The sequence below is a fragment of the Bacteroides stercoris ATCC 43183 genome (assembly GCF_025147325.1).
Taxonomy (GTDB): domain Bacteria; phylum Bacteroidota; class Bacteroidia; order Bacteroidales; family Bacteroidaceae; genus Bacteroides; species Bacteroides stercoris.
This window is the reverse complement of sequence record NZ_CP102262.1, coordinates 2,432,891-2,447,054: the sequence shown is the minus strand read 5'-3', so window position 1 is coordinate 2,447,054 and position 14,164 is coordinate 2,432,891. Positions and strand designations below refer to the sequence as shown.

The 14,164-nt window shown below is 50.2% G+C and carries 11 protein-coding genes and 1 pseudogene; 9 read left to right on the top strand and 3 right to left on the bottom strand.

All coding sequences use genetic code 11. From position 1 onward, the window contains the following. Nucleotides 1–87: 87 nt before the first annotated feature. The 3 genes and pseudogenes from NQ565_RS10030 to NQ565_RS10020 form a co-directional block, all read right to left on the bottom strand. Nucleotides 88–1,443, bottom strand: a pseudogene (locus NQ565_RS10030) (FAD-dependent oxidoreductase). A 4-nt stretch (nt 1,444–1,447) separates the two neighbouring features. Then, on the bottom strand, nt 1,448–2,038 hold the full coding sequence (locus NQ565_RS10025) for a DUF417 family protein (protein WP_005653317.1): 591 nt from the start codon (nt 2,036–2,038) through the stop codon (nt 1,448–1,450). A gap of 88 nt (nt 2,039–2,126) precedes the next feature. Next, nucleotides 2,127–2,984, bottom strand: coding sequence for an AraC family transcriptional regulator (locus tag NQ565_RS10020; protein ID WP_005653318.1), 858 nt, complete (start codon nt 2,982–2,984; stop codon nt 2,127–2,129). A gap of 90 nt (nt 2,985–3,074) precedes the next feature. Between NQ565_RS10020 and NQ565_RS10015 the strand changes: the two genes are divergently transcribed. The 9 genes from NQ565_RS10015 (at nt 3,075) to NQ565_RS09975 (ending at nt 14,124) form a co-directional block, all read left to right on the top strand. Beyond that, nucleotides 3,075–3,782 carry a precorrin-2 C(20)-methyltransferase gene (locus NQ565_RS10015; RefSeq protein WP_016662095.1) on the top strand — a complete coding sequence of 236 codons (708 nt, stop codon included), beginning with the start codon at nt 3,075–3,077 and terminating at the stop codon, nt 3,780–3,782. Between the two features lie 91 nt (nt 3,783–3,873). Further along, nucleotides 3,874–4,269 carry a DUF1573 domain-containing protein gene (locus NQ565_RS10010; protein WP_016662096.1) on the top strand — a complete coding sequence of 132 codons (396 nt, stop codon included), beginning with the start codon at nt 3,874–3,876 and terminating at the stop codon, nt 4,267–4,269. A gap of 117 nt (nt 4,270–4,386) precedes the next feature. Further along, a complete protein-coding gene (locus NQ565_RS10005; RefSeq protein WP_005653321.1) occupies nt 4,387–6,378 on the top strand; it encodes an OPT family oligopeptide transporter in 1,992 nt (663 codons plus the stop codon). Between the two features lie 49 nt (nt 6,379–6,427). Further along, nucleotides 6,428–7,297 carry an alpha/beta hydrolase gene (locus NQ565_RS10000; RefSeq protein WP_005653322.1) on the top strand — a complete coding sequence of 290 codons (870 nt, stop codon included), beginning with the start codon at nt 6,428–6,430 and terminating at the stop codon, nt 7,295–7,297. A gap of 65 nt (nt 7,298–7,362) precedes the next feature. After that, entirely contained in the window at nt 7,363–10,578 is a 3,216-nt protein-coding gene (gene lacZ / locus NQ565_RS09995) for a beta-galactosidase, LacZ type (RefSeq protein WP_005653323.1), read from the top strand. A 12-nt stretch (nt 10,579–10,590) separates the two neighbouring features. After that, nucleotides 10,591–11,418, top strand: coding sequence for an N-acetylmuramoyl-L-alanine amidase-like domain-containing protein (locus tag NQ565_RS09990; protein WP_050759553.1), 828 nt, complete (start codon nt 10,591–10,593; stop codon nt 11,416–11,418). Nucleotides 11,419–11,643: 225 nt separating this feature from the next. Beyond that, nucleotides 11,644–12,264, top strand: coding sequence for an HU family DNA-binding protein (locus NQ565_RS09985; RefSeq protein WP_005653325.1), 621 nt, complete (start codon nt 11,644–11,646; stop codon nt 12,262–12,264). Nucleotides 12,265–12,271: 7 nt separating this feature from the next. Then, nucleotides 12,272–13,075, top strand: a complete 804-nt coding sequence (gene nudC, locus NQ565_RS09980; protein WP_005653326.1) for an NAD(+) diphosphatase — start codon at nt 12,272–12,274, stop codon at nt 13,073–13,075. A gap of 428 nt (nt 13,076–13,503) precedes the next feature. Next, a complete protein-coding gene (locus tag NQ565_RS09975) occupies nt 13,504–14,124 on the top strand; it encodes a DUF4858 domain-containing protein (protein ID WP_016662100.1) in 621 nt (206 codons plus the stop codon). Nucleotides 14,125–14,164: the final 40 nt, after the last annotated feature.

The window sequence follows — 14,164 nt, the reverse complement described above, 5'->3', positions numbered from 1 at the left end:
TTGTTCGGTTTTATATTTCAGGGCACAATATTCGGCAATTTTGGGGAGATACGCAAACACTTCCCGAACAAATCGTTATAAAAGAAACTACAAGTTCATCAAATCGTTCAATGCCTCGCTCATGCTAGGATGCGTGAAGATGAAATCACGCAGGAAAGTATACTCCTGCCTCATCTTCATAGCCATCGCCACCAGATTGATTACTTCACTCGACTCCGGGCCAAACAGAGTGCAACCCACTATTTTATCGGTATCGGCATCCACTATCACCTTGAACAATCCGTCCGTATTGCCCAATGTACGGGCACGGGGAATGGCGGAGACGGGGAGTTTGTTTACCTTAATGTTCAAACCTTTCTCACGTGCTTCGGTCTCACTCATACCGATACGTGAAAGCGGCGGATCTATAAACACCGAATAGCTCACTGGCTCACGGTCGGACACCTTACGCTCTCCCGCTCCAAACAGGTCTTCGCGGAGAATACGGTAATCGTCCAACGAAATATAAGTAAATTGCAGTCCGCCTTTCACATCGCCGATAGCACGGATATTGGGATTGGTAGTCTGCAAATGCTCGTTCACGATAATAGCACCACGTTCGTTCACCTCTACTCCTGCCTCAGGCAGATTCAATCCCGCAGTATTGGGACGACGTCCGGTAGCCAAAAGAATAGCATCCGCGTCCAATTGCAGAATCTTGCCTGTCACGGCATCCTGATAGACAACCACCGTACCTTCCACGGACTGCACACGGGCATTCAGGCAGAAAGTGATGCCTTTCTTTTCCAACACTTCCTGCACGCTGGCAGCAATGTCACGGTCTTCACGGGCTATCAGTTCGGAATAGCTTTCCAACACTGTCACCTGCGATCCGAAAGAAGCGTACATCGAAGCGAACTCCAAGCCGATATACCCGCCGCCTACGATAACAAGATGCTTAGGAAGCTCCGCCAGTTCCATAATGGAAGTGCTAGTGTATACTTTCGGATTGTCCTTTACTCCCCCGATAGGCGGAATGATAGTTTCAGCTCCCGTATTGACAAATATCTGCTGGGCTTGAAGCTGAATCGTTTCTTCCGCCATACGTACTTCCACCACATCAGGACCGACAAAAGAACCTGTACCCGTATATACCGTTATATTAGGATTGTCTGACAGATTGCGGTAATTCTTCTGACGCAGGAAAGAAGTAACTTCCTCTTTCCGTGCAACAGACTGGCGGTAGTATGCCCGTTTCTGTTCCTAGGACGCACTCGTATCTGCCAACTTTGCCGAATGTATCAGTGTCTTGGTCGGAATACATCCGATATTGATACACGTACCGCCGTACATCTTATCCGAACGTTCTATCATAGCAACAGTAAAGTTCCGTTCAGCCAGCCCGGCAGCGAGTGTCTTGCCTCCTTTTCCAAAGCCGATAATAATAGCATCATACTTTTTCATAGTCTTATTTTTCCAATTGGTTCAATACCCTTTTTGCACTGTCCGCCAGCACCACGATAGCTCCGGCAAGGATGGCGGTATCCTTTATCACCAGTCGTCCGGCCCCTGTCAGCAAAGGGAAGCCATGCTCTCCGCTTCCCAAATCGGGAACCCACACTTCAGGAGTAGTGACAAGGAACGAAAGCGTGCCGACAGTCATTATGACGGCCAGCGCAGCCCCTGCCAATCCGATTTTCGGAAAGAATATCCCCAGAAAAGTAAGGATACCGATTGCCATAATCAGTATGCCAAGACCGCGGGAGAAGCCGTAGGTATTGTTCTCTACATGCCACCGGTGCTTGGCTTCGTCAAACTCTCCCTCTTTCAGCTTGTATTCCTTGTATTCCGGTGCAGGCTTATCGTAGAAGAAACTCATAAAAGGACTGTTTGCCACGAACGGAACGATTCCTTCGGCTTCGTAGTTCCAGAATTTCAAGCCGCCTATCCATACAAATATCACAAGAATGGCCACGCGGATGAGGTTGATACCCAACTTTTGGGAAGAAGCGGCCAGCGTCAGTGCCGCAAGGAACAGTTTTTGCAATTTCGTTTTCATATTTTTGTTGTTTTAGATTCACCACAGAGACACTCGGGTGAAATGTTTTTGCAAAGATCCCTGTTTCCTGCCGGTTGTGGAATGGCAATTATTCCGTAACAGTTGGCAATTCTTCCCGATGTGCTTGTTTCCGATACTCCGACACACTCTCTCCCGTCACTTTCTTGAAGAAGCGGCTGAATGCAGCCAAGTCCTCAAAGCCCAGAATGGCGCTGATTTCCTTAGCGCTCTTCCGTGTGTACAGCAACAGGCGTCTGGCTTCCGCATCTATCCGTTCGTGAATGATGCGAAGCGGAGAAGGCAGTCCGCAGGCAGAAAACAAGTTGGAGAGCGTCTTAGGCGAACGGCAAAGCATATCGGCATAGTCCTGCACCTGTTTCTTTTCACGGAAATACTGGTCTACCAGCACATAGAACCGACGGGCAACATCGAAAGTCCTCTCATTCTCCTGCCCCACACCAAACCTTGCACGTGCTATGCGCGTACAGGTGATGATGAAACGTTTCAGTACAATCCGCAACATCTCTTCCTGAAGATTGTCATTAATGGCGGACTCCTGACGGAAGATGCGGACTATATCATGCAGGTTGGACGATTGCTCCTCGGACAGCTTCAGCCGCATCACCCGGGACGAACCGTAGAACAGAAAGCCGTTGCAGGACACCTCATTGTCATGTCCGTAGATGCAGTAGAAGTTACTGTTGAAAACAAAGGTCAGAAACTCACCTGCCACCTCTTTGATAGTCAGATGATGCAGCGGGGTAAGCGTGACAATCTCGTCTTTCGCCAGCTTCATGGGTATATGGTCTACCTCGATGGCGAGCGTGCCGCTCTGTACCCAGAGAAACTTATACAGAGTCTTGTCGCGTTGCAGCGGCTTGTTTTCGTGAAAGCGGGATGTCATTGCGATATTGCCGTTCAAACGCGTATTCAGTTGGTAGTCCATAGGCTTCCATTATTTGTAAGGGTAACAAAGATAGCGAATATCTTGCTTACTATTGATTATTTCCCGATTTTTGCACATAAAAAAAACAGAATGTCCCCTATTCAATTCGTATCCCTCGGCCCCGGTGAAGCCGAACTCATCACTCTGAAAGGACTGAAAGCCCTGCAAAATGCCGACTGTATCTTCTGTCCCGAAACACCCGTCCGCGACGGTCATTCCCTGTCACGCGCCGCCGACATCATGCTCCGGCTCGACATACCCGCCAACCGTATCCGCCGCTTCTCCCTGCCCATGAGCAAGCAACGGACCGATGCCCTCAACGCCTACGACCAAGTGTATGCCGCCGCCCTTTCCCTGCATCACGCCGGCAAGAAAGTGGCTATCGTGGCAGAGGGCGATGCAGGCTTCTACTCCTCTGTACATTATATATATGAGAAACTGCAAGCCGCCGGCATCCCCGTAGAACAGATTGCCGGCATCCCCGCTTTCATCGCTGCCGGAGCACGAGGCGGATTGCACATCGCCAGCCGGGAAGAGAGGCTGACCGTAATTCCCGGTATCACCACCGCCGAAGAGATAGAGCGGCTGATACAATCTCAGAACACGGTAGTCATCATGAAACTGTCACAATGCACCGATGAAGTGCACCGTTGCATCCGCCTTCATCCCGAATACGATTACCGCTATTTCGAGAACGTAGGCACTCCGCAGGAGAAATACATCAGTGACGGGCAGCAGCTTGAAACACTCCGTTTCCCTTATTTCTCCCTGCTTATCATCCGTCACAATGGCTTCTGACGCTGATTTAATACAATTTCGCACAGAGTACGAGTGATTTTTGCAGAAATGGCTTACCTTTGCACCTTGTGTAATTAAAAAAGATAAAGACATGAAGAAACTTGCTTTTTATATGTTGATGCTGGTTATGAGCATCGGTTATGCCTATGCACAAGGCGGGGCAGACATTAAATTCGACAAGACCACCCATAACTTCGGAACATTCTCCGAAAATAATCCGGTGGTAAGCTGCACGTTTACATTCACCAACGTGGGAGATGCTCCGCTGGTAATCCATCAGGCAGTGGCATCTTGCGGATGCACAGTGCCCGAATACACGCAAGAGCCGGTGATGCCCGGAAAGACCGGAACCATCAAGATTACTTACAACGGTACAGGCAAATACCCCGGACATTTCAAGAAGTCCATTACGCTGCGCACCAACGCCAAGACCGAAATGATGCGCCTGTTCGTTGAAGGCGACATGACTGCCAAAGACGCCAAATAAACGTTTTTATGATACAGAAAAAAGGAGAATTTTTCAATTCTCCTTTTTTTTTGCTTTCTTTGAAGTCTATAATGGAATACATATCGCAATCATAACAATAAAAATAAAACAGCTATTATGAAACAAGAAGAAGAGAAAGCAATCGGCGTACCGGAAAACGCGTTCCGCGAGCTGAAGCCGGGAGAGGTCTACAATCCCCTGATGAGTCCCGACAAGAAATATCCCGAAGTAAACCTGTGGTCGGTACTGTGGGGCATCGCCATGGCGGTACTGTTTTCGGCAGCGGCAGCCTATCTGGGGCTGAAAGTGGGACAGGTATTCGAAGCCGCCATCCCCATCGCCATTATCGCTGTCGGCGTGTCCGGTGCAGCCAAGCGTAAGAACGCACTGGGCGAAAACGTCATCATCCAGTCCATCGGAGCCAGCTCCGGAGTAATTGTGGCAGGCGCAATCTTTACCCTGCCCGCACTGTATATCCTACAGGAAAGCTATCCGCAGGAAATTACCGTAACGTTTGCACAAGTATTCATCAGTTCGCTGCTGGGCGGCGTACTGGGTATCCTTTTCCTTATCCCGTTCCGTAAATATTTCGTAAGCGACATGCACGGCAAATATCCTTTCCCCGAGGCCACCGCAACGACGCAGGTGCTTGTATCGGGAGAAAAAGGCGGCAGTCAGGCAAAACCGTTGCTGACGGCGGGTATTATCGGCGGTCTGTACGACTTCATCGTTGCCACTTTCGGTTGGTGGAACGAGAACTTCACCACCCGTGTATGCGGCTTCGGCGAAATGCTGGCAGAGAAAGCCAAGCTGGTGTTCAAGGTAAACACCGGAGCTGCCGTACTGGGTCTGGGCTATATCGTCGGACTGAAATACGCCTCTATCATCTGCGCCGGCTCGCTTGCCGTATGGTGGATTATCATCCCCGGCATGTCCCTTATCTGGGGCGACAGCGTGCTGAACCAATGGAATCCGGAGATTACCGCCACCGTAGGTGCCATGTCTCCCGAAGAAATCTTCAAGTACTATGCCAAGAGCATCGGTATCGGCGGCATTGCAATGGCGGGTATCATCGGTATCATCAAGTCATGGGGCATCATCAAGAGTGCCGTAGGGCTGGCTGCCAAGGAAATGGGTGGCAAGGCTGATGCGGAAACCAACGTGAAGCGTACGCAACGCGACCTTTCCATGAAGATTATCGCTATCGGTTCTATCGTGATGCTGATACTGGTTACGCTGTTCTTCTACTTCGATGTGATGCAGGGCAACCTGATGCACACGGTAGTGGCTATCCTGCTCGTTGCGGGCATCTCGTTCCTCTTCACCACCGTAGCAGCCAATGCCATTGCCATTGTGGGAACCAATCCGGTATCGGGCATGACGCTGATGACGCTTATCCTTGCATCGGTAGTAATGGTGGCGGTAGGCCTGAAAGGTCCCGGCGGAATGGTGGCAGCGCTGGTTATGGGCGGTGTGGTTTGTACGGCACTGTCCATGGCGGGCGGTTTCATCACCGACCTTAAGATTGGCTACTGGCTGGGAAGCACTCCCGTGAAACAGGAGACGTGGAAGTTCCTCGGAACAATCGTTTCGGCAGCTACCGTAGGCGGTGTGATGATTATCCTGAACAAAACATACGGATTTACCAGCGGACAACTGGCTGCTCCGCAGGCCAACGCAATGGCGGCGGTTATCGAACCGTTGATGAACGGTGTAGGTGCACCGTGGCTGCTTTACGGCATCGGTGCGGTGCTGGCTATCGTGCTGAATGCCTGCAAGATTCCTGCACTGGCTTTTGCACTGGGCATGTTCATCCCGTTGGAGCTGAACGTTCCGCTGGTAGTGGGCGGTGCCGTAAACTGGTACGTAACCAGCCGCAGCAAGGATGCAGCTCTCAATGCCGAACGTGGCGAGAAAGGTACACTGCTGGCGTCCGGTTTCATTGCCGGCGGTGCGCTGATGGGTGTGGTAAGCGCGGCAATGCGCTTCGGCGGTGTCAATATGGTGAACGACGCATGGCTCAGCAATACATGGTCTGAAGTGCTGGCGCTGGGTGCTTATGCCATCCTGATATTCTACCTCGTAAAGGCTTCGATGAAAACGAAATAAGCTGCGGGGACACTGAAACAAATTCAGATAATACAAAACAATATTCACCATGAGAAAGAATCTATTTCTATCCCTTCTGTTTGCCGCAACGATGTTGTCCGCACAGAGTCCCGTCGAACTGCCGTTGTGGCCCGACGGAGCTCCCAATACAAACGGGCTGACCGGTGAACAGGAAGATTTGAAAGGCGGCCGCGTTGCCAACGTGACCCATCCTTCCATAACCGTTTACCGTCCGGCAAAGCCCAACGGTATGGCCGTCATTATGTGCCCCGGCGGCGGATACGCCCGTCTTGCCATGAACCACGAAGGGCACGACATGGCGACCTGGTTCACGACGCAAGGCATCACGTATGCGGTACTGAAGTACCGCATGCCGAACGGGCACAACGAGGTTCCCCTGTCGGATGCCGAGCAAGCCATCCACCTGGTACGCAAACATGCCGGGGAATGGGGTGTCAACCCCAACCGTATCGGTATCATGGGAGCATCCGCAGGCGGACATCTGGCAGCTTCCCTTGCCACGTTATACGGCAGCGACGCTACCCGTCCCGACTTCCAGATACTGTTCTATCCCGTCATCTCCATGCTGAAAGGCGTGACCCACAGCGGTTCCCGCCAAAACCTTATCGGAGAGACTCCTTCGGCCGAACTGGAACAGAAATACTCGCTCGAAAGGCAGGTATCTCCCAAAACGCCGCAGGCCTTCATCATGCTGTCGGCAGATGACGCAACCGTACTGCCTATCAACGGCATCGGTTACTTCCTCGCCCTGCGCGAACAGAAAGTGCCTGCCACACTGCACGTCTATCCCACCGGCGGTCACGGATGGGGCTTCCGCGACAGCTTCACCTACAAGCGCCAATGGACCGGCGAGCTGGAAAAATGGCTGAGAGAAGGACTGACCTTCCCGGATAAGTAACGCTTCCGTAACAGCCGTTTACGCCAATCATCATTAACCTGTTCAATCCTTAAAACTTACTTACCATGAAAATACACGGACTATTGCTTGCCGCAGCCTTTCTTCCTGTCGCCCTTGCGGCGCAGGAAGACCGGTATGCGCAAATTACCAATCCCAAGCTCACAAGTATCAACAAAGAGCCGCCCCGCAGCACCTTCACCTCTTACACGAACGAGGCGGATGCCGTTGTCAACGACCGCAAGAGCGGAACATTCCGCATCTCCCTCAACGGCAAGTGGAAATTCAACTATGTGGAGAACTTCGCCGACCGTCCTACCGACTTTATGGATGCCCGTACGGACGTAAGCAAATGGCCGGACATCAACGTTCCCGGCAATTGGGAGCTGCAAGGTTTCGGCACGCCTATCTACGTCAACCAGCCGTACGAGTTCTGCTCTCCCGGCTATGCCCCCTATTGGGACAAGCCCAACCCGCCCTACGTTCCCAAAGAGTGGAATCCTACGGGAACCTACCGCCGTACCTTCACCCTGCCTGCCGACTGGGACAACAAAGAAGTCTTCCTGAGCGCCGACGGAGTGCGCGGAGCGGCATTCTACTACCTCAACGGCAAGTTTGCAGGCATGAGCAAAGACTCCAAGACTCCCGCACGCTTCAACGTCACTTCCCTTGCCCGCAGAGGCGAGAACGTGATTGCCATACAGGTACACCGCTTCTCCGACGGCAATTATCTGGAGTGCCAGGACTTCTGGCGCATCAGTGGCATCGAACGGGACATCTACATGTATGCCCAGCCGCAAATACACCTGACGGACTTCAAGGCGGAGACTCCCCTGGACGGAGATTACCGCAACGGAATCCTGAAGCTGAAAGTGAAGTTTGCCAACGAAACCGGCAAAGAGACTCCGTTCCTCGTAAGCTATCGTTTGCTGGACAGCAAAGACAAGCTGATTGCCCAATCCTCAACCCGTGTAAGTTACGGTCAGACGGAAGTGGAGTTCACCCCAAAGACAATCAAAGAACCGTTGCAGTGGACAGCCGAGACGCCTAACCTCTACACGCTTGTCATCAGTCTGAAACATACCAACGGTGACGTTATCGAGGCCACCGGTTGCAAAGTAGGGTTCCGCACCGTAGAGATAAAAGACAAGCAACTGATGGTAAACGGCAGACCTATCCTCGTAAAAGGCGTCAACTATCACGAGCATAATGAATACACCGGCCATTACGTTCCCGAAGAGCTTATGCTGAAAGATTTCGAACTTTGGAAGCGGTACAACATAAACACGATCCGTACCTGCCATTACCCGCAGCAGGAACGTTTCTATGAGCTGTGCGACCAATATGGCTTCTACGTCATAGACGAAGCCAATATCGAGAGCCACGGAATGGGCTACAATCTGAACGTAGGCGGCACGCTGGGTAATAACCCGCTGTTTACAAAAGCGCATATAGACCGCACCATGAACATGTACGAGCGCGACAAGAACCATCCCTGCATCATCACCTGGTCGCTTGGCAACGAAGCGGGAAACGGCCTGAACTTCTACGTCACCTACAATACGCTGAAAGCATTGGACAGCCGTCCCGTGCAATACGAACGCGCCCTGCTGGAATGGAACACGGACATCTTCTGCCCCATGTACCACAGTCCCGCCCATATCGAGAAATACGCACAGAACCCCGAAATGACCCGCCCGCTCATCCTCTGCGAATATGCCCATGCCATGGGCAACAGCCTCGGCAATTTCCAGGATTACTGGAACATCATCGAGAAATACCCCATCCTGCAAGGCGGCTGTATTTGGGACTGGGTAGACCAGGGACTTGCCGCCAAGACCGCTGACGGCCGTAAATACTGGGCATACGGCGGCGACTACGGCGAGTACGGCACCCCGTCCGACGGCGACTTCTGTATCAACGGCATAGTATATCCCGACCGTAGCGTCAAGCCGCAGACCGAGGAAATGGGAAAGGTGTATCAGAACATCAAGTTCTTCGACTTCGACCCGGCAGCCTCTGTCGTAAAGATACGCAATGATTTCTCCTTCACCAATCTCGACAAATACGACTTCCATTACATCGTCCGCCATCATGGCAAAGAGATTTACAAAGGCCGAATCAAAGACATCAAGGCCGAACCGGGACAAACCGTCACCAGTCCGTTCCTCAACGGCATTCCCGCCACCAACAGCTCGACCGGAGACGTACGCATAGAGTTCTATGCCGCTATCCGTACTCCCGAACCGTTCCTTCCGGCGGGTACGGTCATTGCCCGTGAACAGACCTATGCGCATACTTTCCATAAGGAAGATGCCCCGAAACAGGCATTCGCCGGTTCGGAAGAAGACGACCGGCAAGTTGTTTTCTCCGGTCCGCACTTCAAGGCAACCTTCGACAAGCAAAGCGGCCTGCTGGTATCTTACCGATACAAGAAGCAAGAGTACATCCATAACGGGCAAGGTCCCCGCCCCTTCTTCTGGCGCGCCCCTACCGACAATGACTACGGAGCCAAACTTCCCGTACGTTTGAAAGCATGGAAAGAGGCCAGCTATCAGGAGCCGAAAGCCGAAAGCTTCAACGTAGTGCGCGACAAAGATACTACGGCGGTAAAAGTGACCTACCGCTTCCCGCAGACCGATGCCCGCTGGGATATAACGTATAAGGTATACGGCAACGGCGTTATCAAGGTAGACAACCATTTCGTTGCAGAGAATGCCCAAACACCGATGATACCGCGTGTGGGACTGCGTATGCAGCTACCCGCCCGCATCACCTCGCTGACCTACTACGGCCGTGGTCCGGAAGAAAATTACCGCGACCGCCGCACCTCACAGTTCATCGGCGAATACACATCGGGTATCCAAGATATGTACGAGCCTTATGTCCGTCCGCAAGAAAACAACCACCGCACGGACATCTATTGGTGCACCCTCACCAGTAAAGCAAAAGAAGGTCTGCTGTTTGTTGCCGACCGCACTTTCGAAATGAACGTATCCAACTATCCGCTGGAAAGCCTGGATAGCGGTGAGTCTATCGAGAACGGCTCTCCCCGCACCGAAAAGACCAATCACCGCCATCTCACCGACCCGCAACCGGAACCCTCCGTAGACCTCTTCATAGACTACCGCATGATGGGCGTAGGCGGTGACGACAGTTGGGGAGCTTTGGCGCACGAACCTTATCTGATACGTCCCGGCAGGCAGAATGCCATCAGCTACGGTTTCGCGATTGTACCGTTCGACAAGGGAACGGATTTCAAGAGTTTGATATATAGATATTAAAGCTGTCCAGCTATGAAAACGTTATCCGGCATATCCCAGATTTTATTTAACAGGTTCTACTGTATATTCCGTACCTTGCCTTGCGTTTTCTGTACTTTGGCAATAGCATCGTCCGTTTCCGCACAGGAAACGGACAATGCCATGCTGAAATACGGTTTGAATTTCCTCAAGACTCCCTACGTGGCACATACGCTGGAAGTAAATGAAGAAGAAAAACTTGTAGTCAACTTCGACGAAGTGGATTGCACCACTTTTGTGGAGTATGTGCTCGCCCTGGCACTTTCTCCCGTCAAGAATGGCACGATAGACAATGCCGACTACGCACGCACCCTGCAAAGCATCCGCTATCGCGACGGCAAAATCGACGGTTACACTTCCCGCCTGCACTACATTGCCGATTGGGTGAACAACGGCGTCAGACATGGTTTCATGGAAGACATAACCGCTGCCAACAGCCCCGATACGGTAAGGCTGTCCCTCAACTTCATGTCTGCGCATTCCAAAGCATACAAACACCTGGAGTCTTCTCCCGAAAACATCAGCAAGATTGAAGAAATAGAAAAGTCGCTCTCCGGACAACTGTTCCATTATATCCCCAAAAACAAACTGCCCGATGAAGGACTCGGGTGGATAAAGGATGGCGATATCATAGCCATTACCACCAACATTCCCGGGCTGGATGTTGTCCATCTGGGACTTGCCTGCTATGAAAAGGGAGTATTGAAACTGCTCCATGCCTCCTCTACGCAGAAAATGGTAGTCGTCTCCCAAGAGCCATTGGCACAGATGCTGAAAAGGAATAAGAAGTTTACAGGAATCAGAGTGTTAAGAATAAAATAATACTCTCCCAATAACTGTTATCCTATCATTAAAAACTATATCTTTGCATAGTAAGGACTTTCCGTCCGACAGGTGTGTAATTTTCGTCCGACAGATGTCGGACGAAAATTACACACCTGTCGGACGAAAGAGAAACTGCTATCGGACGATTACTTCTTAGTAAGAAAAAAAACAACTCATTGCAGGGATGGAAATTATTCATTGCAGTGGCAAAACAATTTATTCATGAGTGCATACTATGACCTTTACGAAACTCCCTCTCCTAACGGAAGCGAGGAAAAAAAATCTCTCCATGCCCGTATATGTCCTAAAGAAACTTATACCCAAAAAGAGTTTGTAGAACACGTTGCTATGTTTCAGCATCTGCCCAAAAACATTATAGGGGCGGCACTGGACGCTTGCATCGACGAACTGTGCGACCTGCTTGCCAGCGGCAACATTGTAGAACTCGGAGAGTTGGGATTTTTCAGCACTTCATTGAAGTGCACTCAGGATACCGATGATGAGAAAAAGAAAATCAGGTCCGAATCTGTCCGTTTTCAAAACGTGCATTTGCGTATCAGCAACACATTCCGCAAGAAAATCAGACAGAGAATGAAACTGGAAAGGACACATTCTCCGACTAAGAAATCGAAGAAAACGGAAACGACAGAAGAAACAAGGAAAGAAAGGCTGATGCTGTTCCTGCAGGAGAATGTTTGCATCACCAAAAACGAATATATTCACCTGACCGGGCTGACAAGGCATGCAGCCATCGATGAACTGAACAAATTCATCCGGCAAGGTATCCTGCGGCGTCGGGGCATAAGCCGCTCCACAGTTTATATAAATAATATTCAGCATTAACAGAAGAATGGAAACTACGGAAATGGAACAATCCATGCAGTGGTTCGTCTTTTTCAAAGACCAGCTGCTGCTGAAGAAAGAGTACACAACAAACGGAGAGAACAAATACGGTATACCTTATGGAGTAACCCCTCCTGTAACACCCGCAGCGGGATGCAAAATACACGAGGTAACTCTGACCGGCGGAAAGAAAGTAAAGGCTTGCGCACTCGGACAGCCCGTACCCGAAACCGAAGAATGGGTAATGACAGGCTTGCGCGCTTCTTACGACTACCTGCCATTGGCAGATTACCAGGCAGCGGGAAAAGCATTCCAGATACTCTATTGGGACAGCCACAGCCGTTTCTGTCCCGTATGCGGCACTCCTATGGAACAGCAGACTCCTATCATGAAGAAATGCCCGGAGTGCGGCAATGAGATGTATCCTCCCGTTTCTACGGCTATCATCGTGCTGATACGGAAGGGCAAAGAAATATTGCTGGTACATGCACGCAACTTCCGCGGCACGTTCCACGGGTTGGTAGCCGGCTTCCTCGAAACGGGCGAAACGTTGGAACAATGCGTAGAGCGGGAAGTTATGGAAGAAACGGGGCTAAGGGTGAAAAACATCACTTATTTCGGCAGCCAGCCCTGGCCTTATCCCAGCGGATTAATGGTAGGATTCATAGCCGACTATGAAAGCGGGGAAATCAAACTGCAAGCCGATGAACTCAGTTCCGGCGCATTCTATTCCAAAGACAACCTGCCGGAAATACCCCGGAAACTAAGCATTGCAAGAAAACTGATTGACTGGTGGCTGGAGAATAATTGAAAGGACGGATTAATAATTAAAGGAAAAGACAAAAAAAACAGATTGCGGAAAACACGCACTCGCAAACGAACAACTACGAATGAAACGACTCTCATTCACATCAACCAATCGGCGTGCAACCGCAATCTGTAGTACTATCTGTTAACTGTAGGCTGCTGTTGCATATAAGAACAGCATTTAATGGGAATTGATTTGCCAACCGGTATAAAGAATATAAAAGAAACTTAATTGAGGCACTTCAAAAGATACATGATGACTCCTCTTAGGCACGGAATTCCGTGCCTAAAGAACAAGCAGCAAGCAAGTTTTTGTACAGACGCTCTCTTAACCTTTTTTACAGCCGTTTCTTGCAGCATTCTGTAATATGTTGCGTCTAACTCACAACCAAGCACCAGCAACGAACAGAAATGATTAAAAAAGGATATATAGTGTTGGCAGTATTATCTGCCGGTTTCTCCTTTCCTATGCAAGGACAAACTATATGGACGAAACAAGACTCCATCAAACTGAAAAAGATACTGGACGAAGAAACGGATATATCCATTAATCCTACTATCAAGCAAGAAATTGACTTATTATTTTCCACACCTGCGTACATACACAATATTCCCATTTTACCTATTGAGGAACTTTTGCCCCAGCCGAAAAATCTCCGACAGACATACCCGATACCCCGATTCCGGCTGAACAATGCACACATATATTACAAGACTCCATTACAGGATAAATATATCTTGAACGCTCAACGATTCGGTATCTCAGCCGCTAAGGAATATGACAAAAGAGCAGGAATGCTTTTACAGCAAAAGACAGATTTCAAGTTTGACATAACTCAAAAACTCGGCTATCATCTTTATGCAGGCTATAGCCGCAGCAGCAGCAAATCCGCCATACTGCCGGGAACAGTAAACCCACTGTATTTCGGAAGCGGGTTCTCTTATGACATCAATAGACGAATGCAGGTAAAAACAAGTATCAGACACCAATTCAATATAATCCACAGACGTTGGGAATGGGTGTGGGAAACAAATATGGGAATATCTTTTTAGGTATGAAAAAAGGTGCAAGCAGCTTCCTGCCACTTGCACC

Excerpts from the sequence above, each read along its gene's own strand:
- nudC (WP_005653326.1), top strand. The coding sequence starts at position 12,272 with ATGGAAACTACGGAAATGGAACAATCCATGCAGTGGTTCGTCTTTTTC.
- NQ565_RS09985 (WP_005653325.1), top strand. The coding sequence starts at position 11,644 with ATGAGTGCATACTATGACCTTTACGAAACTCCCTCTCCTAACGGAAGC.
- NQ565_RS10015 (WP_016662095.1), top strand. The coding sequence starts at position 3,075 with ATGTCCCCTATTCAATTCGTATCCCTCGGCCCCGGTGAAGCCGAACTC.
- NQ565_RS10020 (WP_005653318.1), bottom strand. The coding sequence starts at position 2,984 with ATGGACTACCAACTGAATACGCGTTTGAACGGCAATATCGCAATGACA.
- NQ565_RS10005 (WP_005653321.1), top strand. The coding sequence starts at position 4,387 with ATGAAACAAGAAGAAGAGAAAGCAATCGGCGTACCGGAAAACGCGTTC.
- NQ565_RS10010 (WP_016662096.1), top strand. The coding sequence starts at position 3,874 with ATGAAGAAACTTGCTTTTTATATGTTGATGCTGGTTATGAGCATCGGT.
- NQ565_RS09990 (WP_050759553.1), top strand. The coding sequence starts at position 10,591 with ATGAAAACGTTATCCGGCATATCCCAGATTTTATTTAACAGGTTCTAC.
- NQ565_RS10000 (WP_005653322.1), top strand. The coding sequence starts at position 6,428 with ATGAGAAAGAATCTATTTCTATCCCTTCTGTTTGCCGCAACGATGTTG.
- lacZ (WP_005653323.1), top strand. The coding sequence starts at position 7,363 with ATGAAAATACACGGACTATTGCTTGCCGCAGCCTTTCTTCCTGTCGCC.
- NQ565_RS10025 (WP_005653317.1), bottom strand. The coding sequence starts at position 2,038 with ATGAAAACGAAATTGCAAAAACTGTTCCTTGCGGCACTGACGCTGGCC.